This window comes from Mesorhizobium sp. P2_A8, from assembly GCF_056404935.1.
In genome coordinates this window covers 1-19107 of the sequence record NZ_JBFUDB010000006.1, presented here as the reverse complement: position 1 = coordinate 19107, position 19107 = coordinate 1, and the positions used below count along the sequence as shown (strand labels likewise).

31 protein-coding genes, 1 tRNA gene and 2 pseudogenes are annotated in these 19107 nt (G+C 62.6%); 17 read left to right on the top strand and 17 right to left on the bottom strand.

Going from position 1 to position 19107, the window contains the following annotated elements; all coding sequences use genetic code 11:
• Nucleotides 1–84: 84 nt before the first annotated feature.
• Complete coding sequence (locus tag AC1D10_RS18230) at nucleotides 85–654, bottom strand: hypothetical protein (RefSeq protein WP_477274202.1); 570 nt, start codon at nucleotides 652–654, stop codon at nucleotides 85–87.
• Nucleotides 655–790: 136 nt separating this feature from the next.
• On the opposite strand from AC1D10_RS18230, the gene AC1D10_RS18225 reads away from it, so the two are divergent.
• A complete protein-coding gene (locus AC1D10_RS18225) occupies nucleotides 791–1162 on the top strand; it encodes a nuclear transport factor 2 family protein (protein WP_477274200.1) in 372 nt (123 codons plus the stop codon).
• Here the strand turns inward: AC1D10_RS18225 and AC1D10_RS18220 are convergent.
• From AC1D10_RS18220 to AC1D10_RS18195, 6 genes and pseudogenes are all read right to left on the bottom strand, one after another.
• Nucleotides 1141–1365 (bottom strand): hypothetical protein, encoded by a 225-nt coding sequence (locus AC1D10_RS18220; protein WP_477274198.1) that lies wholly within the window; start codon nucleotides 1363–1365, stop codon nucleotides 1141–1143. The two genes, AC1D10_RS18225 and AC1D10_RS18220, sit on opposite strands and share 22 nt — an antisense overlap.
• 52 nt (nucleotides 1366–1417) lie before the next feature.
• Nucleotides 1418–1663: a hypothetical protein gene (locus tag AC1D10_RS18215; RefSeq protein ID WP_477274196.1), complete on the bottom strand. Its 246-nt coding sequence runs from the start codon at nucleotides 1661–1663 to the stop codon at nucleotides 1418–1420.
• Between the two features lie 6 nt (nucleotides 1664–1669).
• A complete protein-coding gene (locus AC1D10_RS18210; protein WP_477274194.1) occupies nucleotides 1670–2425 on the bottom strand; it encodes a phage terminase large subunit family protein in 756 nt (251 codons plus the stop codon).
• A gap of 343 nt (nucleotides 2426–2768) precedes the next feature.
• A pseudogene (locus tag AC1D10_RS18205) lies at nucleotides 2769–3407 on the bottom strand (terminase large subunit domain-containing protein); the annotation flags it as partial.
• Nucleotides 3367–3786, bottom strand: coding sequence for a hypothetical protein (locus AC1D10_RS18200; RefSeq protein WP_477274192.1), 420 nt, complete (start codon nucleotides 3784–3786; stop codon nucleotides 3367–3369). The pseudogene AC1D10_RS18205 and the gene AC1D10_RS18200, both read right to left, overlap by 41 nt.
• 252 nt (nucleotides 3787–4038) lie before the next feature.
• Entirely contained in the window at nucleotides 4039–4254 is a 216-nt protein-coding gene (locus AC1D10_RS18195; protein ID WP_477274190.1) for a hypothetical protein, read from the bottom strand.
• A 501-nt stretch (nucleotides 4255–4755) separates the two neighbouring features.
• Here AC1D10_RS18195 and AC1D10_RS18190 point away from each other — a divergent pair.
• Together AC1D10_RS18190 and AC1D10_RS18185 are read left to right on the top strand one after the other, a co-directional pair.
• Nucleotides 4756–5025, top strand: a complete 270-nt coding sequence (locus AC1D10_RS18190) for a hypothetical protein (RefSeq protein ID WP_477274188.1) — start codon at nucleotides 4756–4758, stop codon at nucleotides 5023–5025.
• 99 nt (nucleotides 5026–5124) lie between these two features.
• Nucleotides 5125–5430, top strand: coding sequence for a hypothetical protein (locus AC1D10_RS18185; protein WP_379103829.1), 306 nt, complete (start codon nucleotides 5125–5127; stop codon nucleotides 5428–5430).
• Between the two features lie 18 nt (nucleotides 5431–5448).
• Here the strand turns inward: AC1D10_RS18185 and AC1D10_RS18180 are convergent, their stop codons facing one another.
• The gene (locus tag AC1D10_RS18180; protein WP_477274186.1) at nucleotides 5449–5889 is read right to left on the bottom strand and encodes a hypothetical protein; all 441 of its coding nucleotides are present in this window, start codon (nucleotides 5887–5889) and stop codon (nucleotides 5449–5451) included.
• Nucleotides 5890–6119: 230 nt separating this feature from the next.
• Nucleotides 6120–6394: pseudogene (locus tag AC1D10_RS18175) on the bottom strand (DoxX family protein); the annotation flags it as partial.
• 95 nt (nucleotides 6395–6489) lie between these two features.
• Between AC1D10_RS18175 and AC1D10_RS18170 the strand changes: the two are divergent.
• On the top strand, nucleotides 6490–6843 hold the full coding sequence (locus AC1D10_RS18170; RefSeq protein WP_477274184.1) for a hypothetical protein: 354 nt from the start codon (nucleotides 6490–6492) through the stop codon (nucleotides 6841–6843).
• A 58-nt stretch (nucleotides 6844–6901) separates the two neighbouring features.
• Here AC1D10_RS18170 and AC1D10_RS18165 read toward each other — a convergent pair whose 3' ends face one another.
• A complete protein-coding gene (locus AC1D10_RS18165; RefSeq protein WP_477274182.1) occupies nucleotides 6902–7360 on the bottom strand; it encodes a DoxX family protein in 459 nt (152 codons plus the stop codon).
• A 200-nt stretch (nucleotides 7361–7560) separates the two neighbouring features.
• On the opposite strand from AC1D10_RS18165, the gene AC1D10_RS18160 reads away from it, so the two are divergent.
• From AC1D10_RS18160 to AC1D10_RS18140, 5 genes are all read left to right on the top strand, one after another.
• Nucleotides 7561–7929, top strand: a complete 369-nt coding sequence (locus AC1D10_RS18160; RefSeq protein WP_477274180.1) for a VOC family protein — start codon at nucleotides 7561–7563, stop codon at nucleotides 7927–7929.
• 172 nt (nucleotides 7930–8101) lie between these two features.
• On the top strand, nucleotides 8102–8281 hold the full coding sequence (locus AC1D10_RS18155; protein WP_379103843.1) for a DUF3606 domain-containing protein: 180 nt from the start codon (nucleotides 8102–8104) through the stop codon (nucleotides 8279–8281).
• 130 nt (nucleotides 8282–8411) lie between these two features.
• Nucleotides 8412–8858, top strand: coding sequence for a GFA family protein (locus tag AC1D10_RS18150; protein ID WP_477274178.1), 447 nt, complete (start codon nucleotides 8412–8414; stop codon nucleotides 8856–8858).
• A gap of 125 nt (nucleotides 8859–8983) precedes the next feature.
• Nucleotides 8984–9220 (top strand): DUF982 domain-containing protein, encoded by a 237-nt coding sequence (locus AC1D10_RS18145; RefSeq protein WP_477274176.1) that lies wholly within the window; start codon nucleotides 8984–8986, stop codon nucleotides 9218–9220.
• Between the two features lie 14 nt (nucleotides 9221–9234).
• Complete coding sequence (locus AC1D10_RS18140; protein WP_477274174.1) at nucleotides 9235–9480, top strand: DUF982 domain-containing protein; 246 nt, start codon at nucleotides 9235–9237, stop codon at nucleotides 9478–9480.
• Nucleotides 9481–9553: 73 nt separating this feature from the next.
• Here AC1D10_RS18140 and AC1D10_RS18135 read toward each other — a convergent pair whose 3' ends face one another.
• The 3 genes from AC1D10_RS18135 to AC1D10_RS18125 form a co-directional block, all read right to left on the bottom strand.
• Nucleotides 9554–9688 carry a hypothetical protein gene (locus AC1D10_RS18135; RefSeq protein WP_477274172.1) on the bottom strand — a complete coding sequence of 45 codons (135 nt, stop codon included), beginning with the start codon at nucleotides 9686–9688 and terminating at the stop codon, nucleotides 9554–9556.
• A gap of 77 nt (nucleotides 9689–9765) precedes the next feature.
• Nucleotides 9766–10062 (bottom strand): hypothetical protein, encoded by a 297-nt coding sequence (locus tag AC1D10_RS18130; RefSeq protein WP_477274170.1) that lies wholly within the window; start codon nucleotides 10060–10062, stop codon nucleotides 9766–9768.
• A 180-nt stretch (nucleotides 10063–10242) separates the two neighbouring features.
• The gene (locus AC1D10_RS18125) at nucleotides 10243–11307 is read right to left on the bottom strand and encodes a PAS domain S-box protein (protein ID WP_477274168.1); all 1065 of its coding nucleotides are present in this window, start codon (nucleotides 11305–11307) and stop codon (nucleotides 10243–10245) included.
• A 473-nt stretch (nucleotides 11308–11780) separates the two neighbouring features.
• Here AC1D10_RS18125 and AC1D10_RS18120 point away from each other — a divergent pair, with 473 nt between their 5' ends.
• From AC1D10_RS18120 to AC1D10_RS18110, 3 genes are all read left to right on the top strand, one after another.
• A complete protein-coding gene (locus tag AC1D10_RS18120) occupies nucleotides 11781–12074 on the top strand; it encodes a hypothetical protein (protein ID WP_477274166.1) in 294 nt (97 codons plus the stop codon).
• Between the two features lie 134 nt (nucleotides 12075–12208).
• Nucleotides 12209–12499: a hypothetical protein gene (locus tag AC1D10_RS18115; protein ID WP_477274164.1), complete on the top strand. Its 291-nt coding sequence runs from the start codon at nucleotides 12209–12211 to the stop codon at nucleotides 12497–12499.
• A 103-nt stretch (nucleotides 12500–12602) separates the two neighbouring features.
• A tRNA-Gln gene (locus AC1D10_RS18110) sits at nucleotides 12603–12676 on the top strand.
• 121 nt (nucleotides 12677–12797) lie between these two features.
• Here AC1D10_RS18110 and AC1D10_RS18105 read toward each other — a convergent pair.
• Nucleotides 12798–13007 carry a hypothetical protein gene (locus AC1D10_RS18105; protein WP_477274162.1) on the bottom strand — a complete coding sequence of 70 codons (210 nt, stop codon included), beginning with the start codon at nucleotides 13005–13007 and terminating at the stop codon, nucleotides 12798–12800.
• 918 nt (nucleotides 13008–13925) lie between these two features.
• Here AC1D10_RS18105 and AC1D10_RS18100 point away from each other — a divergent pair.
• From AC1D10_RS18100 to AC1D10_RS18085, 4 genes are all read left to right on the top strand, one after another.
• Complete coding sequence (locus tag AC1D10_RS18100) at nucleotides 13926–14462, top strand: DnaJ domain-containing protein (RefSeq protein ID WP_477274993.1); 537 nt, start codon at nucleotides 13926–13928, stop codon at nucleotides 14460–14462.
• A 261-nt stretch (nucleotides 14463–14723) separates the two neighbouring features.
• Nucleotides 14724–14927, top strand: coding sequence for a hypothetical protein (locus tag AC1D10_RS18095; protein ID WP_477274160.1), 204 nt, complete (start codon nucleotides 14724–14726; stop codon nucleotides 14925–14927).
• A gap of 272 nt (nucleotides 14928–15199) precedes the next feature.
• Nucleotides 15200–15406, top strand: coding sequence for a hypothetical protein (locus AC1D10_RS18090; RefSeq protein ID WP_477274158.1), 207 nt, complete (start codon nucleotides 15200–15202; stop codon nucleotides 15404–15406).
• A gap of 416 nt (nucleotides 15407–15822) precedes the next feature.
• Complete coding sequence (locus AC1D10_RS18085; protein ID WP_379098926.1) at nucleotides 15823–16653, top strand: hypothetical protein; 831 nt, start codon at nucleotides 15823–15825, stop codon at nucleotides 16651–16653.
• 236 nt (nucleotides 16654–16889) lie between these two features.
• Here the strand turns inward: AC1D10_RS18085 and AC1D10_RS18080 are convergent, their stop codons facing one another.
• Complete coding sequence (locus AC1D10_RS18080) at nucleotides 16890–17129, bottom strand: hypothetical protein (RefSeq protein ID WP_379098929.1); 240 nt, start codon at nucleotides 17127–17129, stop codon at nucleotides 16890–16892.
• A gap of 270 nt (nucleotides 17130–17399) precedes the next feature.
• Here AC1D10_RS18080 and AC1D10_RS18075 point away from each other — a divergent pair, with 270 nt between their 5' ends.
• Entirely contained in the window at nucleotides 17400–17699 is a 300-nt protein-coding gene (locus AC1D10_RS18075; RefSeq protein WP_477274155.1) for a hypothetical protein, read from the top strand.
• A 487-nt stretch (nucleotides 17700–18186) separates the two neighbouring features.
• On the opposite strand, the gene AC1D10_RS18070 is transcribed toward AC1D10_RS18075, so the two are convergent.
• Both AC1D10_RS18070 and AC1D10_RS18065 read right to left on the bottom strand, forming a co-directional pair.
• Nucleotides 18187–18360, bottom strand: a complete 174-nt coding sequence (locus AC1D10_RS18070) for a hypothetical protein (protein WP_477274153.1) — start codon at nucleotides 18358–18360, stop codon at nucleotides 18187–18189.
• Between the two features lie 242 nt (nucleotides 18361–18602).
• Nucleotides 18603–18926, bottom strand: a complete 324-nt coding sequence (locus tag AC1D10_RS18065; protein ID WP_477274991.1) for a protamine-2 (modular protein) — start codon at nucleotides 18924–18926, stop codon at nucleotides 18603–18605.
• Nucleotides 18927–19107 lie beyond the last annotated feature (181 nt).

The following is a 19107-nucleotide window of genomic DNA, read 5'->3' as shown; positions in this document are numbered from 1 at the left end:
AGAAGAACGCGGCGCCGGCCGGTGATATCGCCGGGCGCGAGGTCGGTCTTGATGGTACTCAGCGTGCCTTGCCGCTGCTCGAGCTCAGCCTGTAGCGCCGCCTCGCGCGCCTGGACATCCTTGTCCTCGGCCGTCGGCGTCGGCGGCAGCGGCTTCAGTTCCGGTGGTTTTTGAAACAGGCACATGGGTCCAGCCTTCTCTTGTCCAGTCGTAGAGGAAAAAATCTTCGCCGTTTTTGCCGTAGCCCGGCAGCAGGCAGCGCTGTGTGGCGCCGAGCCGGCCAAGCCAGCGCAGCGCCATCTCATTGGCGGCGAGCGCGCGGGCCTCGACCCGCCAGGCGCCGCGCGCCGCGACCTGGCGGGCGAGCACGGCGTGAAAGAATTCCGTGATGCCAGGCACGCAGCGCTTCATCCGGCGCGTGCCCCAGCTCCAGGCGATCCATAGGCCGCTACGCTGTTCGGCGGCCCCAAAGCCGGCCTCCGGATTGCCGTCGAGCTCTGCGACATAGGCAAACCCCTGCAGCGCCGTCAGCGCCAGCAGCCCCGGCGACCACTGGTCGAGCTGGCAGTCGATCTCGGCGCGATCTTCCCCGCGCAGATTGGCGGCGATGTAGGAGAGATCGCGCAAGCTGGCGGGGATGATGCGGACGGTCATGAGCAGGCCACAGCGATGGAGTGCGGTTGCCGTTTTCGGGCGGAGTCTCGAAGGCCCGCGCACTTGACCGGCCCCCTCGCCAGTGACCTACTTCGGACATCGCGGCCTATCGGTTATCCCTGGAGGAGACGGGCGAATGGACATTCGAGCGACACTGACGGAGCTAAGCGACGCCTTCAACGCGCATGATCTCGATCGCATCATGGCGTTGTTTGCCGACGATTGCGTCCTGGAGATGCCGAGGGGGAGCAAGCCCTGGGGAACGCGTTGCGAGGGCAAGCGCAGCGTACGCGAGGCGCTGGCGACACGTTTTGAAGGCTTGCCCGATGTCCACTACGGCCACGCCGAGCATTTTGTGGCTGCGGCTGCCAGTACCGGCATCTCGAAATGGACCCTCACCGGCACCACCCCCGAGGGTGTGAAAAAGGAAGTCCAGGGTTGCGACTTCTACACGTTTCGCGACGGCAAGGTGATCCGCAAGGATTCCTATTGGAAGATCGTGGAGTAACCCACGGCGTCAATTCGAGACATCGCAGCACTTCGGTCTCGACGCGGATACCTGCGAGCTGCGTCAGCACCGGCGAACCACGCGTCGAACTGGCAGTCGATCTCGGCCTGGTCTTCAGGGCGGAGGTTGGCGGAGATGGAGTTGAGGTCGCGCAAGGTGGCGGGGACGATACGGATGGTCATCAGGCGGCCGAGCCATGGCATTGGCCTTCCTTGAGGCATGGAGCAAGGCTGCGCTCGGCTTACATGCGCAGTATCAAGACTCGGCAGCCGCTGCGGATTGTATCGCGAGAGCCGCGTCGATCAGTTGTTTGAACTCACCCAGTTCCATCGGGTAATATTCATAGTTTACGCCAGCTATCGCGGCCAGCACAACGTACTGGCGGCCCTTGCCGTCCCGTTTCAGGCGCAGCGACATCGTGCAAGAGTTGAAAAGATCATTACGCCCCCCGATCCACGAACATTTATAACCCTTTTCGGTTTTGCGGGGATCGATCTTCAACTTATTTCACCTGAACGCCCCCAGCGGATCGCTCTGCCCCGCCGGCCTTCTCGCCGCCCTGAACTCAGCCGGATCGACCGCCGCTTCGCGCAGCATCATCACGCCATAGCGTGTCGCCGCCATCAGATCGTCGCGCAGTTTCACCACCTGGCCATCCCTGCGGTGATAGAGCCGAAACTCCTCGAACCAGGGGGCAAGCGTCGAGAACACCTTGAAGCGGCCGGACTGCATGCGGTCGAGCATCTCCATCAGCCCGGCCTCGACCGAGACCGAACCGTCCGGGAATTGCGCGTGGCGGGCCAGCATGTTCAGCCCGTGCGCGGAATATTGCCGGGCGAGCGCCACGCCCGCCCCTTCCAGGGTCTCGCGGCGGCCGTCGCGCGGCCATGCCCAGGGCAGCCAGTCGCCCCATGGTTTCAGGGTCAGCGTCTGCATCGCCGGCGTCTGCTGCGAAGCGCGGCAGGCCTTTGCGATATAGACGACGTCGGCCTCGGTATCCCAGGCGAGCTCGACCGCCGCCGACGGATGGTCCCAGCCGAAATCCAGCGCCCCGATGCGCGGCCAGTAGCGCGGCAGCCGGAACGGCTCGCAGGCAATCAGTTCCTCCGCCACCGGAAAAATGCGCCCGGACCCCAGCACCGGAATGCCGCGTGCACGCGCCTCGCGCTCATGCGCCGGATAGGCGGCGACGATCGCCGCGCGCTCCTGGCGGGTATAGTGCTCGGCATCGTCGATGGTCATGAAGGTGACGTGTCGGGTCATGGCGAATTCCTGAATCACCTTGCGAGGCGAAGGCTGTATGGTGTCGTTCGGACGCGGTTTTCTGGCCACCGTCGCGCCGCCCCTCATCGCCCTGCCGGGCACTTCTCCCCGTATAGTGACGGGGAGAAGGACGCCGTCACCAATGGTTTCGCCCATCACCTGCGTTGCAATAAAGGGAGCCAAGGTTGCGGCCAGCCCCCTCTCCCCGTCACTATACGGGGAGAGGATGCCGGCAGGCAGGTGAGGGGCAGCGCAAGCCGAAAACAAGAAGCCATCGAAGCCACTGCCACTTGTTGTTTGAAATCCCTCACCCCTTCGCCAGTCCCTCCACCTCTTCCGCCGATAAGAACAACAGCACCACATCCGACATGCCGAGCAGCGGTGTAAACGTGACGATGGTGATGCCGCCTGTCGCGTTGGTGCGGGTCAGGCCTTCGGAATAGATGTCGAGCGGCGGTTCCTCGTCGAACCAGACGCCGTGCAGCGTCTCGCCCTGCCATTTCTCGCGGCCCTTCTCGAAACTCTTGAACGACAGCACCGATTCATCGGCCTGCACGTCGCCGCCGCCACCCCAGCGCACCACGACGCTGTCGAGCGCGCCCGGCGCGCCGCGCCCCATCGTGGTCTGCCGAATAGCGTCGGCCGGGATCATGCCGGTGCCCCAGGCCGCCTGCTGCTGCGGCGGGCCGACCAGCACGCGCTGCGGGTTGTCGCGCGTGCCTTCGCCGGTCACACCTGCCGCCCACAGCCGAACCGCGCTGTCGAAAACCCTGCCTTGCCACCACGAGGGATAGCGGCCGGTCAGGTGCATGGCCCATTCCGCCCCGCCGGCCCGGGTCTTGCCGAGCTGGTTACCGGCCATGAACAGCCGTTCGCGGTTTTGCGCGCCCGCGGCATGGAATTCCGCTTGCCTGGCATAGGGCCGGTAGGCGGCGAGCAGGTTAGTCCTGCGCCTGCGGTCCAGTTCCGACAGCAGCGCCAGATACTCCGTCTTCGCTGCCGAGGTCTTCAAGGAACGGCTTGAGGACGGCTTCGAGGCTGCGGATGCGGCTGCGGATCTCGTCATCGCTCAAGCCGTCCAGTTGGTTGATCGAAACATGCAAATCCTTGGGCAGCACCGAAAGCACGATCTTCAGATACTGATCCGGCTTGTCGGCACGCACCTCGGCGATGACGCCGGCGCCATGGGTGCGGAAATCGGCGCGCACCGCAGCCAGGAAATCATCGCCCAGCGTTTTTTTGGTCCGCTTCGGGCGCGGCTTCCGCACGGCGACCGCGCTGGCGGCGGGCTTGGCGGCGGGCGGCGCCGTCCGGCTTTTCCGCGATGGCTGGACCGGCCTGGCCGGCGGCTTCTCACCCATGCCCGGCCTCCGCTGGCTTCGCTGCGGATTTCACGGTCCTGGATTTCGAGCGGGCGGATTTTTTCGTCCTGGATTTCGCCGCCCTGGATTTCAATTGGGCGGCGCGCTTGCGCGGCTTGCTGGCCGCCCGTGCCGGCTTTGCCTCAGCCTTGGCCTCTGTCGCGCCGGCCGGTCTTGCCGCTTCGGAGCGCCCCGCGCCGGAACCCGCCGCACCGGATTGGCCGGCAAGGCGCAGCATCAGCCGTGCCGCCCCTATCCCCCTGTCGCTGCTACCCAGCGATCCCTGGGCAAAACCAAACCGCCAACCGCATCGACCGGACCGCCACGCAGCATGCCGATCAGCACGCCGGGCGCCACCTGCTCGACCCGGCCCAGACGGGCCGGCGGCGCGGCGCCCTCGAATTCGCCAATGGCGCTGACGACCTCGCGGCCGTCATCGTCGGTGATGATGGTGGCGTAGCGGACCATGGGAGTTCTCGCGGGTGAATGGGTCGTCAGGGCGAAGGATGGCGTTCCGTCGCGCCCCCTCTGTCCTGCCAACAGTCAAGTGGTTACTGAAGGCGTCTCGATCGACAGAGACGCCAAAAACACAAAACCCGCCTCGGCGGCGGGTCGTTGGCGCAAATCAGCACCATGGACAAATATGTAGCATAGCTGCCCTCACCCAGTCAACGATTTTCTGAGAAAAAATTCCTATCCGTCTTTTTCGGTCACCGCGCCGAAGGGGTAAGCGGCATCGCCCAAGGGCTGCGGCAAAAACAAAAAACCCCGCCTGCGCGGCGGGCCTGGAGGTCATTGGCGCAAATCAGCACCATGGCCAAATCAATAGCACGATTGCCCTCACCGGACAACTGGATCGGCACGGATCGGCGGGCTTTTCGGGCCGGCTGGCCATTGGCCGGCATCTGTGGGATCGTTAGCGGAAGCTCATGGAATGATTCCCGTCGCACGGCCTTGTGGGAGAGGACGATGGACAGACCAGCCATGGCATCCGTGTTCAGGATGCGGCATGCTCCAGCCACGGTTTCCGGTGTGCGCAGCACCGGCCAGGGCCAGGCGGATCCGATCATCCGCGTGCGCTCGCTGGGCGAAGCGATCCGCTTCGTCGCCCATGCTTTTCCCCAATACGATATCAGCGCCGTCGCCATAATCCCTGGCGATCCCTCCATCCCGCGCCTCGGCGGTCCGGAGGCGCAGGCGCTGTGGCGCGAATATGGCGAGGGGCTGACGCAGGAATAGGCCCCCTGCCCGGCCATCCCAGCTGAAACCGATTCCCCCCTCATGCGGAGCGGAAACGCCGCTCGCGCGTTTCGACCATAGCCACGGGAGCAAATCGCCATGAATGTCGCCAACCTGCAACTCGAAGGCCTGCTGATGGCCGTCGCATCGATCAACCACCTGCTGGTTCAAAAGGGGGTGCTGAGCGCAGAGGAGATAGACCTGGCCTTGCGCAAGGCCGAGGCCGGCGAAACCAGCCAGGAGCGATCCGAAGGCATGTCCGCGTCAAGCCGTGACGCCGTCAGCTTTCCGATACGGCTGCTGGAGCTCGCCAATCAGTGCCAGCCGGAGGCCGACATGCCCTCCTTTTCAAAGCTCGCCCGCATGGTCGGTCAGATCAAGGAGCCCTACAACGACCAGATGTGAGGGTGCCAACGGGGGCCTTCACATGACATGGATCATCGCAAGCGCCAGCACCAGCATGTCTCCGTCGCGATCGAGATTGAACGTGGCGGTTACATCGCTCCAGTAGCCATCGAGCGGCATGTCGAACCAGACCGAGATGAATGGTTTGCCATCGGGCAGCGTATCGCGGTCGACCTCGTGCCTGGGCCATGGATTGTTGAGCGGTTCAGTGCCGGGATGATACCTGGCCGAAGCCAGTGGCGTCACCTTGTGTACCCGCTCAGCGGGTTCGGGGTGGCCATATCCCGCAATCGTCCTTTGCAACAAATCGGCAGTCCAGCCCGGAGCACGGATCATGGCCAGCGCGCCCTCATAGTCCTCGGCGGCCAGCGTGTCGTTCCACCTGCGAACAACCGTGAGGATATCCTCGTCGGAGGCGTCCTGGGCAAAACGCACCATCGCCGTGTTCGTGTCGGACATGGCATCCCCTCCGGTCGGAGCGCAGCGTGCCAGCTTATCTGCCGAATGCAAGGCGGCGAATCTTTCTGACACTATGTCAAAGTTTATAGACGCAAAACTTTAGCTTGCTCTAATGTAGCTTGGTGCTGTCCTGGGGGGGTAGTGGGCAGGCAAGCATGGGGCCGTCGTTTGTGGGAAAACGACGGCCTACCTGCGACCGGCCAGCTGGCGTGCTTCCACAGGCCCCTCGCTTACGCCCTGCCCGGCCATCCCAAATTCAGCGAAAGCACCCGGCCCGACCCATGCACCGCCGCGAACAGCAGTCCGGCCATGAACGAAAAATGGTCGACGAAGAAGCCGAACTCGGCCTGGTTGCCGGCCCAGTGGCTGGGCCGTGGAAGGAGAAGCCGAGGAACAGCACATAGGCGGCAGCGATCAGGGCTGCCGGCCTGAAGAAGGCGCCGGTCAGGAAGCACAACACCAGGGCGGCCTCCAACCGCGCCGCGCACCGGGCCAGGAACAGCGGATGGACCAACCATTTTACCTGCATGACCTCTCCAGCATCTTGCCTGTGTCACATAGTTTTGCTTGGCTCCAATGCAGTTGATTTCGGGGGGACACATGAGATTTGAATCGCGCTTTGGCGCCTTGTTGCTTGGCGCCGTAATGCTCGCCGGCTGCACAACCGTCAGCGAGGGCGAGTTCAACAACGCCCAGGCCGTCGTCAGCGGCAGCCCGGCGATCAAGGCCAAAGTCATCAGGGAGTGCATTGCGAGCCAGGCTTCACTGCCGCTGGCCGAGAGAAAAACCGTCGCCGAAGTTGCCAATGTCAGCCTGGAACGCTTGCCGGCAACGTTTTGCAATCGCCTTTGGAATGCCGTCGCCAGAGGACGCATAACCTATGCCGACTACCGCAATCTCTCGTCGTCATCGGCCGACAGCAGCAAGGTGATCAAAATCCTGCAGGGCCGCTAGCCGACCTTCGGCCCGGCCAGAGTGCACTAGCCGCCTGGCTCGGGCCGCATGCCCTTGCCTACGCCCTGCCCGGCCATCCCAAATTCAGCGAAAGCACCCGGCCCGGCCCATGCACCGCCGCGAACAGCAGTCCGGCCATGAACGAAAAATGGTCGACGAAGAAGCCGAACTCGGCCTGGTTGCCGGCCCAGTGGCTGGGGCCGTGGAAGGAGAAGCCGAGGAACAGCACATAGGCGGCGGCGATCAGGGCTGCCGGCGTGAAGAAGGCGCCGGTCAGGAAGCACAGCACCAGCGCGGCTTCCAGCAGCGCCGCGCACCAGGCCAGGAACAGCGGAAACGGAAAGCCGGCGGCGGCGATGTAGCCGGCGGTGTCGCCCATGCCCATGAACTTGAAGGTCACGGCCATCAGGAAGACGCCAGCGAAGATCAGGCGGGCAATGAGAAGGGCCGCGGTCTGCCACGGCGCTTGGGTGATCTGCGACTGAGTGATCTGCGACTGAGTGATTTGCGACGACATGTCGTTCTCCAGGGTTGCAATGGGCTCCGACCCAAGGACGCGCGACCCCGGGCAAGTCCGACATCGGCGCCGAAAGTTTTTGCCCGGTTCGCGGCACGCCTCGCAACAGCCGGTTTTCCAAAGCAGGCGCCCGAACCTTGCCGCGCCCTGTCCCGGCGGCTATTTTTCTCGCAGGCGGGGCTTGATGGAGGAGCCTGCGGATGGCGACATTCCGGTATCTCGTCAGCGACGTCGATCTGTCGATCGCGTTTTATACCAAGCATCTGGGCTTCGCCCTGAAGCAGCAATTCGGCCCGGCGATGGCAATCCTGACGCGCGGCGACCTCACACTCTGGCTCGCCGGTCCAATGGCTTCGGCTGCGAGACCAATGCCGGATGGCCGGACCCCGGAGCCGGGCGGGTGGAACCGCATTGTGCTGGAAGTCAGGGATCTTCCCGCACTGGCTGCAGCCATGCGCGAGGGCGGCGCGTCGTTTCGCAACGAGATCGTAGAAGGCCCGGGCGGCCTGCAGATCCTTTGCGAAGACCCGTCCGGTAACGTGGTTGAGCTCTTTGAACCGCGCGCCTGACCCCGAAAACCGGCATCGATTTTCCGAAGCGATGAGGCGACGGCGCGTCCGGGCGCGGCGTTATTCTCGTGCCGGTGGAACCGGCGGCGCCGATCTGTGTTATGTCCTGTTGATCGTGGACTCGGGCGCCGACGGCTGCGCGTTTCCCCGGCAACAGAAAGCGAGGCCTGAAATGGCTGACGACAAGTCGAAGACAAAGCAGGACCGCAAGCTGGTTTCGAGCGAGGAGCCTTACGAGGTCGCCGCCTTTGCCCGCAAATATGGCATTCCGCCAAGCGAGGCGCAGACCATCATCAAGCGCTATGGACCATCGCGCAAGAAGCTCGATTCCTATATGGCGGCCCGCGGCTAGGGCATCCCGATGGGATCGGGATGGGCTCTGTCCTGGACGAGCCGATGCGGCTCTGTCCCGGACGAGCATCCGTCCCGCCCGGCCCCACCGCCAAGGCTGTGCCACAGGCTGACAAGACGGAGGTCGCATCATGTCCGACACCATACGCAGGACCGGCAGCTGCCTGTGCGGCGGCGTGCAGTTCACGGTCACCGGAGCACCGCTCAGAATCGGCCTGTGCCACTGCAAGGACTGCCGCAAGGCCGGCGGCTCGGTCTATTCGGCCTATGCCATCTGGCCGCGCGAGGCGTTCGAGGCGACCGGCATCGTCAGCACCTATGGCACGCGCAGCTTTTGCCCGACCTGCGGCGGCCGCGTCGCCTTCCTCAGTGACGACGAGGCCGAGGTGACGATCGGCAGCCTCGATGTCGCACCAACCGATGATCTCGTACCCGAATATGAGTTGTGGACCAGCAGGCGCGAGACGTGGCTGCATGCCTTGCCCGGCGCCGAGCAGTTCGAGCATGATCGGCCAACGGCGCACAACGCTGAATTGGCCGAACCGAGGCCGTTGTCGGATGCCGTCGCAGGCAGCTGAAATTTGATCGTTCAGGCAGGGAACCCTGCCCTGTTGCCGACGTTGTCGGACGCCCGCTTTTTGCGCTGTCGTCCAAACCGCTGCGCACTTTTTGGGTGACATGCACCATGTCATGGAGACGACCGTTGAACGACAAGATGTTTCCCCGACCGATCCGGCTGAAATTTGCCCCCGAGCGCGAGCGCGTGGTGCGCAGCGCCTGGGAGGGCCTGGAGTGTCTCGGCGACTGGCCCTCGGGCCAGGGCCGCAGGTATCGGGCGGCGTTGCGCAGCTGCCGGGATGCACTGGATGGCTGGACGCCGCCGCAAAAGGCGATGCAGGCGATGATCGACGCTGCGCGCGAAGCGAAATTCCTCCAATAGTCAGGAACCGGGACATGACCGAGCTGATGCTGTCGACGCCGATGCGGATCAGGCCGCATGGCTCGGACACGATCCGCGACCTCACCACGCTGCAGGATGCCAGCGAGATCCTGATCGACTGGCCGCAGGCCAAGCGTGGCGCCTTCTATCAGGCCGCGCGCGAGCAGGTCGAGGCTGCGCTGGAACACAAGGCCGGTGCTGCCCAGGCACAGGAGGCTTTCGCTGCCCTGTGCAACCACGCCGGCGTGCTGGTTCGGTAGATACTCCTCAGACGATAAAGGACAGGCGAGGCATCTGCCTCGCCTGTCCTTCATCGTGCGAAATCGTTTCCGATTATTGCCCGGAACCATCGGCCTGTACGACCGGGCGGGAGGTCTCGAATCCAAAACTTTTCGGCGCCATCAGCATCAGGGCGATGACAATGGCGATCGAGGCAAGAAACATGGCAGTGCCGGCGATATCTCTCACGGATCTCTTCCTTCGGTTCGAAGTCGTGACAGAAACGTTTCTGACAAAGCGAGGTTCCTGCCTGGCTGCCGCGCCGTCTACTGCGCCGGCGGCTGGGCCGGCACGTCACCCGGTTTGATGACCGGTGTCTTGCCTTCATCCGGAGCCGGCGTCGCCATCTCCTGGTCGCCAGTGGCGGGTGGCTTCAGCACGCCGCCGCAATCATTGAGCGTGTCCGTCAGATTGTCGCCGCCAGGCTGCTGTTTTGCGCCTTGCTCCGTCTGCACCCGGCATTTGTCGGCCTGCGGCGCCTCCTGCTGCTGGTCCGTCTGGGCCGCGGCCGGCACTGCCAGCGCCAGCATCAGGCTGAATGGCACGATGGCGAGGGTTCTCATCTCGGCCTCCTTCTTCCCTTCCCTTCACAGGGACAACGCCCGTCGACGGAAAAGGTTGGCCACTTCCGCCCGGCCGTGCCGGGCACAGGGACAACGCCCGTCGACGGAAAAGGTTGGCCACTTCCGCCGGCCGTGCCGGGTAGCCACCCAGTCATTGTGAGATTTCGAGCCGGCAGACCCTCAAGGGCCGAAAGACGGCTCGGCGGCAGCCATTTCGGTGCCGAGCTGGGGCACGATGATCGAGTCCAGCGGCGCCGTAAGCGACCAGCTGACATGGCCCGGGCTGCGCTCCAGAACCGCCGAGCCGTTCAGCGATTGCGGCGCGACGCGCTGCAGCACGACGGTGCCAAAACCCTTGCGCGTGCTTTCGTCCCGCCGGTCGCCTTCATGCACCGGCATCGTCTCGTCCCAGACGAGATGGATGTCCCGCCTGCCCGAAGCGCCGGTGGCGATCTGCCAGGTGATCTCGAGCCGCCCGGCCTCGCACGCCAGCGCGCCATATTTGGAAGAGTTGGTGCCGAGCTCATGAAATGCCATGCCTAGATTTTGCACGGCGTTCGGCTGCAAGGTCAGCAGCGGTCCGGACAGCGACACCTGTTCCTCGTGGCCGAACGGCTTGAGCTGCTCCTGAATGAGGTCGAAGAGGCTGGCGCCCGCCCATTCCGAGTTCACCAGCAGGTCGTGCGACCGCGACAGCGCCATGATGCGGGAGCGGATGAGGTCTTCGAATTCGCGCGGTTCGGTCGAGCGCTTGCTGGTTTCCCTGACCATCGACAGGATCACCGCGAACTGGTTCTTGACGCGATGGTTCACCTCCCGCAGCAACAGCCTGATCCGGCGCTCGCTCTCCTTGGTCGCGGTGATGTCGCGGGAGATCTTCGAAGCGCCGATGATCTCGCCCACCGCATTTCTGATCGGCGAGACGGTCAGCGACACGGCAATGATCCCGCCATCCTTGCGTCGCCGGATCGTCTCGTAACTGGCCACCATTTCGCCATTGCGAACCCGGCCGATGATATCGGCCTCTTCATCCCTGAGATGATCGGGAATGAGCATCAGCACCGATCGGCCGACAGCCTCCTCTGCAGTGTAGCCGAACATGCGCTGCGCCGCCCCGTTCCAACTGGTGATGACGCTGTTCAGATCCTTGCTGATGATGGCGTCGAAGGACGAATCGACGATCGCCGCCAGCCTTGCGTCGGCAGTGATTCCGATCAGAGCATTGATGCTCGTCAATCCTGTCATGTCCCACCTTCCCCCATCCCGTCGCCTTCAGGGCCGGCGTGACAGATTCCGCCCATGCCCAGCAATGCGTGGTGGCGCATTTGGTTGCAATGGGCGCGCGGCATTCCGCACCTGCGGTCGAGAGGACTTCGAAGAACCCGAACCCGGCTTCAGGATCCGTTCGGTGTGGGAGTGGCCTCGTCCGGGGCGGCGTCAGGCGGAGGATCGGCATCGGGCTCGCGTTGCGGGCAGTCCTCGTAGCGGTGGTCGCGACCGCCGCAATAGGAACAGCACATGGCCTCGCGATCCTCGTTTCCGGGTGGCCATTGCGGAGTCTCGTAGGGCTTCCTGCCGTCCATTCCCAGCAATGCGCGACGCGGCATTTGGTTGCGCCGCAAGAAGACGGCCGGCTGGCTGTTGCAGAACCGCTGGCCGGAATGCGAGTTTCGCGTGACACGCTCACTCGACATTCGCGAAACACCGAGGTAACCGCCATGCCCATCCGCCGCCTTGCCCTGACGACAACAGCGATCCTGCTCGCCGCGACCGGCCTCGCCAACGCCCGGCCCGACACCCGCACGATGGATTGCCAGCAGCTTCGGCAGCTGATCCTGAGCCGCCACGCCGTGGTGCTGACCACCGGCCCCAACACCTATGACCGCTATGTCAGGCAATTCGGCATCGAATGCGACTGGCCGGAAGTGCCGATGTCGGCCTATGTTCCGACCCGTGACGGCCGCTGCCCGGTCTACCGCTGCGACCAGCCGATCGGCGATCTCCCGGATTGACGGCGGCGGCTTGCCGCCCATTGCCGATCGCCAGTTGCCTGTCGCACGAGGATCGCGCTGTTGCGAACCGCTGGCCGGGATGCGAGTTTGGCCTGACACGTTTGCGTGGTACGTGAAACGCTGAGGTAACCGTCATGCCCATCCGCCGAACTGCCTTGACGACAGCAGCAATGCTGCTTGCCGCGACCGGCCTCACTGAGGCCCGGCCCGACACCCGCACGATGAGCTGCCAGCAGCTCCAGCAACTGATCCAGAGCCGCCGCGCCGTGGTGCTGACCACCGGCCCCAACACCTATGACCGCTATGTCAGGCAATTCGGCAACGAATGCGACTGGCCCCATGTGCCGATGTCGGCCTATGTCCCGACCCGTGACGGCCGCTGCCCGGTCTACAAGTGCGACGAGCCGGTTGGCCGTATCCCGTGACATCGGCTTGCCGCCAATTGCCGATCGCCGGTTGCCGATCGCAGGAAGATCGCGTTGATCCCGGCGCGCGAACCGGCTAGGGGTGTCGGCGCAGGTAGCATTATCCCGCTTCGTCTAATGGTAGGACATCGCCCTTTGAAGGCGTGAATCGTGGTTCGAGCCCATGAGCGGGAACCAGCCAAAGCAACCGCCAAGGCATTTCCGGTCGCCTTTTGTCGAACATCATCGAATAAACAGGCGCGACATGCGGGCCGACGCCGACGGCATTGCCGATCACGTCGGTGGGCGCTTCTGGCCTTCAGGTCCGGACGGCAACGGGCTTCTTTCGCTTCAGGAGAGTTACAAGCACGGTCCGCATTGACGAGTGCTCCGCGCTATCAAGCTCAACAATCCAATCAGCATTGCGCTTGTGCCAAGGGAACTTCGCGTTTCGCAATGCCTGCAGAAATGCCGTCGGATCAACACCAACGGTCCGAGCCATATCGGCAGCGTTTGTCAGCTTGGCCATGATGTCTCCTATGCTTTCCGCTAGCATAGAGGCGTTTGCACAAGTCGGGCAAAGAAATCGGCCGTCTCCGCAAATCTCGCACGACCTGAGATCACTGGGGAAGCGAGATGTGTGGACCATCGCTACTGTGCAGGCGCCACGTTCCGGTTTGAGCAATCAGGGTTTGACCATTCCGCACACGGAGAGGGAGCATCGCCAACACTGCCATAACGTTCCACGAGTTTTGCGAATCCGTAGGCGAAGGCGCAAAGAAGTGCCAGGACAATCGCTATTCTGCCGGCCATATCGGATTGTAGCAGGTAGAGGGCGCAGCAGGCATCATCAAAAGCGGCGAGATGCAGGCGCGACTGCGGACTGCATCATTTTAATGCAATCCCCAATTGGTAGACTCGCGCGATGCACCGGCAGTTAGTAGCCCCTCCGCGGGCCAGAGGAGGGAAAACGCCTGCGGAACAGGAGGAAGCGATGTCTGGGCAAAAGGAAGACTATCGAACGAACCGAGCCGACTATGCGATCGCTGCGAAGCATGGAGCGGATGGCGCTCGCGAAGAGCTGCTGGCAAGAAAAAAGATGTCCCTGTGGCTGAGAGACCGGCGATCCGCCAGATTGGCCGCAAACCCTACGGAAAGCAGGCCAGGACCGAAAGCCAGACCGCGCGGCGAATAGCGCCGCTGGCGGCCTCGATCGCGGCGTCTATCCTTGGCTCGCGCCGCCGGCCACCGGTTTTTGGCATTTGACGGCACCGGATTTGTGATCTTAGGTCCAAGGACCATGGTCCAGCTTGCGACTGGGCGGCAACAGGCGCACTCTAGGAATGAACCCGACGACAAGGGCCTGGACCGCAAATCTTTAGCGGCCAGGCCCTTTGTCTTGACGGACGCGTTGCCGCCTAATAGCGACGTTGGGGGGAGCACCGATTTGTTCATTGACTACTACGAACTTCTGGAAATCAGCCCGAACGCCAACTCGGAAACGATAGAACGGATATTTCGTTATTTTGCCATGCGCTATCATCCCGACAATCGGGACACCGGCGACGAATCCCGCTTCAGCGAAATCATAGATGCCCACAATACGCTCAAAGATCCGGTCAAGCGCGCGCAGTACGACATTCAATATAAAGATAATTTGAACATTCGCCGCGAGCTGACCGAGGAAGCCAGCAACACCAAAGGCGTCGAACGGGATGTCGTCATTCAGGCCAAACTGCTCGCGCTGCTTTATGTCAAACGCCGACAAGACGTCAACAATCCTGGTATTGGCGATTCAGAAATCGAACGCCTGGCAGGCTGTCCACGTGAACATCTGGAGTTTCATCTTTGGTATCTGAAAGCAAAAGGCTGGATATCAAGGATCGAAAACGGGATGTACGCGATCACCGTTGAAGGCATCGATCGCGCCAACAACGAACATCGTCGTGATATCACCACCAGACTGCTGGACCATACAAGCTGAAGTTGGCCACTGCACGACGCCGTCGAACCGTGCATCCCAGCGCTTCACTGAGGCCGCGGGCCAACGTCACAAAAGCCCGGCAGGGCGGGCAATGCGAAGCGGTCTTTTAGCGACGGCGAAACCAAGGCCGCTCTTGCGCGTTGAGGCTCATCCAGCATGGGAGCTCAGGGAATGGATCCGGCAACCGCGGCAGTGATGCTTTTGCTTTCGTGCAGCCCGGGACAGGCTGCCATATGCAGACCCGTCGATATGGCGCCGACAATGTACACGTCGCTTGATCAGTGCCAGGCGTCACTGGCGCACAGGCTGGCAAGCTCTCCCAACGGCGAAATCGTCGGAAGGTGCAAGTCGATCGACCCCAACGTCACCGCATCGCTGCCAGCGCAATACACGACGGTCGTGGTCAAGCGAGGCATTGGCCAAGGCACCGTGACGAGCTATCTCGTGCCACGCGCGACGCAATGAAAAGAGCCGGCGCCCGATGCCCGTGGGCAACAGGCCGCGCTGAAAACAATCTTGCAAAGGCAAGACTGGGCAGGCGGCATCATCGATGATGCGGCAGCTCGCCGGGGCAGCCCCAATGCCCTCCCCAGCGAGCCTGTTGCTCCCGAACATGGAGCAACTGCTGCTCTATACGAACTCAAGCGCCAATAAGTTTCAGCCCCCAGCCATTCTGAAACCATTTCGCCGACCCTGCGTTGACGACCGGGGCACCCGTCAGACCCAGGAGACATCCCATGACCGTCAACTGCCGCATCTCGATCGACAACCGTCCGGAAGCCACCGATGCCGTTTTCCAGGCCGTTCCCCGGATCGGCGAAAGCGTTTCCCTGTCGATCAACGGAAATGCGCAGGACCTGCGGGTATCGCGTGTCGTGCATGTCACGAATGGCGCGCCGGAAGGCGCGGCGATCGTCGTCGAAGTGACGACCAACATCCTGTAAAGCCGGGAACAGCCGGGTTTCACAAAACGGCTTCGCCTCGAGGTAGATCCAGAATGAGCGCAATTGGCCGGGAGCAGACAGTCCGCTCCTAGGTTCTCAGGCCATCGATCCGGCTGCAGTTCTGATCTGCCGATGTTGCTTTTGATCGATCCAGTGACCACCGCGGCCTCTGCCGAATTGCCGTGGCAGCATCAAGTCCGAGCCGGAGATGAAGAAGAACGGAGCCACCGCCGCACCGCCGTCTGCGTCCGTGGGTCTGGACGGATCACTTCATGCGCAATATGGATGGGATGTGGTCTGACGCGGCGCCGCCAAGGCAGTCGATGAAGACGTTGGTTCAATGACGCTGCGCCGAACGGTTTGGCCTTTCGATTTGCCGCCGCACTCGCAAAAGTGTCGATATCGGGGGATTGGTCATGAGCGACAACAGGCCAGACGTTACCAAGGATTGGCAAGCGACGCAGGGCCAGAAGTCTTCCGCGACACGGCTGCGCCTTTTCGCTGTGCTCTGCTGGATCGTAGCCATTGGCGGCGAGATCGCCGGGATCTACCTGTTCTACCAGCACAAGTTCGACCACGGCAACATGCCGCTGCTGATCGGCTTGCTGGTCGGAATCGCGGTCTTTGCGATCGTCGGCAACTTGCTGTGGAAGGCGGCCAATAGGCACGATCCGGCCCGCGCATCCGACACGGCCAGATTCTTCTTCCAAAACCAGCTCGGCGCGATCATCACGCTGATTGCCTTCCTCCCCCTGGTTTTCCTGATATTGACCGACAAGAACATGGATCCGCAGACCAAGAAGGTTGCCGGCGGTTTGGGCGCAGCCCTTGCCGTGCTCGCGACGCTGATCGGGGTCAGCTACCAACCTCCTTCGGTCGAGCAATACACCCAGGACATGAACGTGTGCGCGACCCAGATTAAGACGGGGCAGCCAACCACAGCCTGTTCGCCCGACGTCGCCGCCCAGGCGCAAGAGATCTCCACGGACTCCGCCGCGGTGACGGCCGCTACGAAGGACGCCAATCACCCCGCCGGTCAGGATGTTGTTTACTGGATCGCGCCGGAAAATGGCGCCAAAAAGTCCACGGAGCCGCATGTTTTTCACCTCTGCGCAGCCGTGAGTCCGCTGAAAGACAAGACCGTGAACAGCGGCTCCGTGACCGAAGCCTATGCGCAGAACGCCATCCGCATTACGAAGCAGATCGAGATGGAACAGAAGCAGTGTGGGTTCACAGTTTCGCAATAGACCTGCCCACGTTCTATTGCGGCCAGCATGGGTAGGAGCCCCTTATCTGGCCTCTATCCTTAGCGCAGTCAGCGTCTCGGGCATAATCGTGCCGGTTAAACGCTTCAATGTCCGATATGAGGCACAAAGCGTCCGTTCCTTCAGCGCGCGAAACTGAACGGATCCGCCTCAAAAGGCGACCCACTGCTGGCGGACGATCCATGCTGGCGACCGGGCCACCGCCAGCCAGCCACCAACTATTCCTTGCCGCCGTCGGCGATCCCGTTGCCGTCGGTGGGCAGGATTCCAAAATCCTGCGACTTGACCCCCTGCTCCGCCGTCAGGAACCCGTCCGACGCCAGACCGCGCCGCAGCAGTTCCCTCACCGCTGCCGAACGGCTCGGCATGCGCTTATCGTATCGCCAGTTTTCCAGCGCGGCCAGTTCGTCGGCCGTCAGCATGATCTGCAGTCGTTCGGGGCGTTCCAGTTCAGCCATGGCGCTTCCTCGCTCAGGACTAAGAATACGTCGAGTTAGTATCTCACTCACTCGGCTTATAATTAGGATAACCCCCATAATGCGTCAAGACCCTGCGATGCGTGAACGCCGCATCCCACACATGATGCGGATCAAGCGCCGGCCACACATTTGTGTAACTATGCTAACTAACTGATTTAATTAGATATTTTTCAGATTTTACTTGCCATTGACCGGTCACCGGTGCATGCTTCCATTTGACTAGAAAACCGATCCCTTAGGGAGGTTTCGATGCGGTACGATTACTCGGCGCAGCTGCGCGATGACGTCAGTTCAGCGGTCCACACAGCATTCGCGACGGCGGGCATCGTCAACATCACGGTGGTGGCGGAGCAGGTCAGGATCAGGAATCTGGCCGAGAATGTCGCTCTTGAGGACATTGAACATCTGGTCCTGCAGGCGGCACAACTCGTTGGCGCGGCAATCGAATTCGACGGCCTGGCCAGTCTGTTCGTGGATGGCCTGGTTGACGATGACGGCGAGCGCGCGATCGCCCCGCTCGATCTGCCTCACCCGGTTTCGATCCAATAGGCAGACAAACGGTGGCTGGCTGTGAGCGCTGGCGCAATTCGACCATGTCCGGGATGGCGGCGCTCACGAAACGGCCGCGACATTAACCACGTCGCCCATCGGCATGGACCCGGAACGGGCGTCGAACGTTTCCCATCCATGGAAAACCACCTGCACAGATTTTATTGTCACGTCCAGACGGGCGGAACCTGGGCGGTCTGGGATCGTACGACCAATGCTCCGGCGAGCCTCGGAGGGCGGGACCTGCTCGGTTGCACAGCCCAGCGAGCCAACGCCGCGGAAGGCGTGCTGACGCGGATCTATGACAACGGATTGGATGCGCTTGCCGTTCGCATCTCAGGGATAGCGAATTCGCGATCCAACTGACGCCACCGAGCCACGGGTTACTGGCACCCCACCTCCCGTGCGATCGTCTCGATCCAGACCCGTGTCGCCGATCTCTTGACGGCGATGCCCGTCGCTATTCCGCGTCGCTCATTCCCACAACCTAATCGGTTCCCGATGGTGCGTTGCCGGTCGCCTGCGGCTCGTTCTTTTGGGCAAGTCGCTGTTCCCTTAGCCTGGCCGTCTTGGCTTCCCTGGCTTTGCGCTCACCATCCAATATCAGTTTGCTCTCGCGGTCCGCTCTTTCGATCTTTTCGCGATCGACGCGTCGTCTCATGACAGCCTCCTTGGTCTGACGGCCAAGAAATTACCGGCGTGAGGAAATGTTCCCGAGAAATCTTCGAGCGCTGTTGAGGGAAGCTTGCCGCCGTTCTGGCCGAACTTTCAGAGCGTGCTGCGGCACCGCATTCCCTGTGATGGAAGGCCGGCCGCCCCATTTGCGAAGCGACCGTCCTTGCCCCAGCCGCAGCGACACGGCGCGGCCGTCGGGTCGAGTCCAACCCAGGCTCCGCCTAGTTGCTAGAACCGAAGCACGATCCCGGCCCGCCTGCGGTAGCACCGGACGCGCCGGCGACCATGTCGCCAGTACCTACGGCAGACCCTTCTCCAGCCCCGCCGGCGGTGGCGGCGGTAATAGGGGTCGTAATAGGGGTCGTAGTAGGGGTCGTGGTAGCGCCGATGGTAGACCGGCTTCACTTCCGCCTGAGTACCTTCATCATCGAAGGTCGGTGAGTCTGGCGCGTCGAGTTCATCGAGAATGCCGCTGGCCCCTGGCACGCCGGCCACTGCGTTGATAGGCCGAACCGCGCTTGCAAAGGCCGCGGCCCCTGCAATGCCAAACATTGCTGTCAAGAAGGATCGCCGATCCATAGAAAGCCTCCCAGTGTTACACAACTCTAATGTTACCAACTCTTAAGGCGCGCGGCCGGGAAAGGCAGGCTTTGCGCCCGGTACAATTGGGTTCGCCAACCGCCGTGCGGCTCGCGAACCCTATCAGCACAGGAAGGGACGTAGCTGCGCCGAT

What these genes read in the sequence shown, in the direction of transcription:
- AC1D10_RS18230 (WP_477274202.1), bottom strand. Translation starts at nt 654, where the DNA reads ATGACCGTCCGCATCATCCCCGCCAGCTTGCGCGATCTCTCCTACATC.
- AC1D10_RS18225 (WP_477274200.1), top strand. Translation starts at nt 791, where the DNA reads ATGGACATTCGAGCGACACTGACGGAGCTAAGCGACGCCTTCAACGCG.
- AC1D10_RS18220 (WP_477274198.1), bottom strand. Translation starts at nt 1,365, where the DNA reads ATGCCATGGCTCGGCCGCCTGATGACCATCCGTATCGTCCCCGCCACC.
- AC1D10_RS18210 (WP_477274194.1), bottom strand. Translation starts at nt 2,425, where the DNA reads ATGACCCGACACGTCACCTTCATGACCATCGACGATGCCGAGCACTAT.
- AC1D10_RS18200 (WP_477274192.1), bottom strand. Translation starts at nt 3,786, where the DNA reads ATGGGTGAGAAGCCGCCGGCCAGGCCGGTCCAGCCATCGCGGAAAAGC.
- AC1D10_RS18195 (WP_477274190.1), bottom strand. Translation starts at nt 4,254, where the DNA reads ATGGTCCGCTACGCCACCATCATCACCGACGATGACGGCCGCGAGGTC.
- AC1D10_RS18190 (WP_477274188.1), top strand. Translation starts at nt 4,756, where the DNA reads ATGGACAGACCAGCCATGGCATCCGTGTTCAGGATGCGGCATGCTCCA.
- AC1D10_RS18185 (WP_379103829.1), top strand. Translation starts at nt 5,125, where the DNA reads ATGAATGTCGCCAACCTGCAACTCGAAGGCCTGCTGATGGCCGTCGCA.
- AC1D10_RS18180 (WP_477274186.1), bottom strand. Translation starts at nt 5,889, where the DNA reads ATGTCCGACACGAACACGGCGATGGTGCGTTTTGCCCAGGACGCCTCC.
- AC1D10_RS18170 (WP_477274184.1), top strand. Translation starts at nt 6,490, where the DNA reads ATGAGATTTGAATCGCGCTTTGGCGCCTTGTTGCTTGGCGCCGTAATG.
- AC1D10_RS18165 (WP_477274182.1), bottom strand. Translation starts at nt 7,360, where the DNA reads ATGTCGTCGCAAATCACTCAGTCGCAGATCACTCAGTCGCAGATCACC.
- AC1D10_RS18160 (WP_477274180.1), top strand. Translation starts at nt 7,561, where the DNA reads ATGGCGACATTCCGGTATCTCGTCAGCGACGTCGATCTGTCGATCGCG.
- AC1D10_RS18155 (WP_379103843.1), top strand. Translation starts at nt 8,102, where the DNA reads ATGGCTGACGACAAGTCGAAGACAAAGCAGGACCGCAAGCTGGTTTCG.
- AC1D10_RS18150 (WP_477274178.1), top strand. Translation starts at nt 8,412, where the DNA reads ATGTCCGACACCATACGCAGGACCGGCAGCTGCCTGTGCGGCGGCGTG.
- AC1D10_RS18140 (WP_477274174.1), top strand. Translation starts at nt 9,235, where the DNA reads ATGACCGAGCTGATGCTGTCGACGCCGATGCGGATCAGGCCGCATGGC.
- AC1D10_RS18130 (WP_477274170.1), bottom strand. Translation starts at nt 10,062, where the DNA reads ATGAGAACCCTCGCCATCGTGCCATTCAGCCTGATGCTGGCGCTGGCA.
- AC1D10_RS18125 (WP_477274168.1), bottom strand. Translation starts at nt 11,307, where the DNA reads ATGACAGGATTGACGAGCATCAATGCTCTGATCGGAATCACTGCCGAC.
- AC1D10_RS18120 (WP_477274166.1), top strand. Translation starts at nt 11,781, where the DNA reads ATGCCCATCCGCCGCCTTGCCCTGACGACAACAGCGATCCTGCTCGCC.
- AC1D10_RS18115 (WP_477274164.1), top strand. Translation starts at nt 12,209, where the DNA reads ATGCCCATCCGCCGAACTGCCTTGACGACAGCAGCAATGCTGCTTGCC.
- AC1D10_RS18105 (WP_477274162.1), bottom strand. Translation starts at nt 13,007, where the DNA reads ATGGCCAAGCTGACAAACGCTGCCGATATGGCTCGGACCGTTGGTGTT.
- AC1D10_RS18095 (WP_477274160.1), top strand. Translation starts at nt 14,724, where the DNA reads ATGTACACGTCGCTTGATCAGTGCCAGGCGTCACTGGCGCACAGGCTG.
- AC1D10_RS18090 (WP_477274158.1), top strand. Translation starts at nt 15,200, where the DNA reads ATGACCGTCAACTGCCGCATCTCGATCGACAACCGTCCGGAAGCCACC.
- AC1D10_RS18085 (WP_379098926.1), top strand. Translation starts at nt 15,823, where the DNA reads ATGAGCGACAACAGGCCAGACGTTACCAAGGATTGGCAAGCGACGCAG.
- AC1D10_RS18080 (WP_379098929.1), bottom strand. Translation starts at nt 17,129, where the DNA reads ATGGCTGAACTGGAACGCCCCGAACGACTGCAGATCATGCTGACGGCC.
- AC1D10_RS18075 (WP_477274155.1), top strand. Translation starts at nt 17,400, where the DNA reads ATGCGGTACGATTACTCGGCGCAGCTGCGCGATGACGTCAGTTCAGCG.
- AC1D10_RS18070 (WP_477274153.1), bottom strand. Translation starts at nt 18,360, where the DNA reads ATGAGACGACGCGTCGATCGCGAAAAGATCGAAAGAGCGGACCGCGAG.
- AC1D10_RS18065 (WP_477274991.1), bottom strand. Translation starts at nt 18,926, where the DNA reads ATGTTTGGCATTGCAGGGGCCGCGGCCTTTGCAAGCGCGGTTCGGCCT.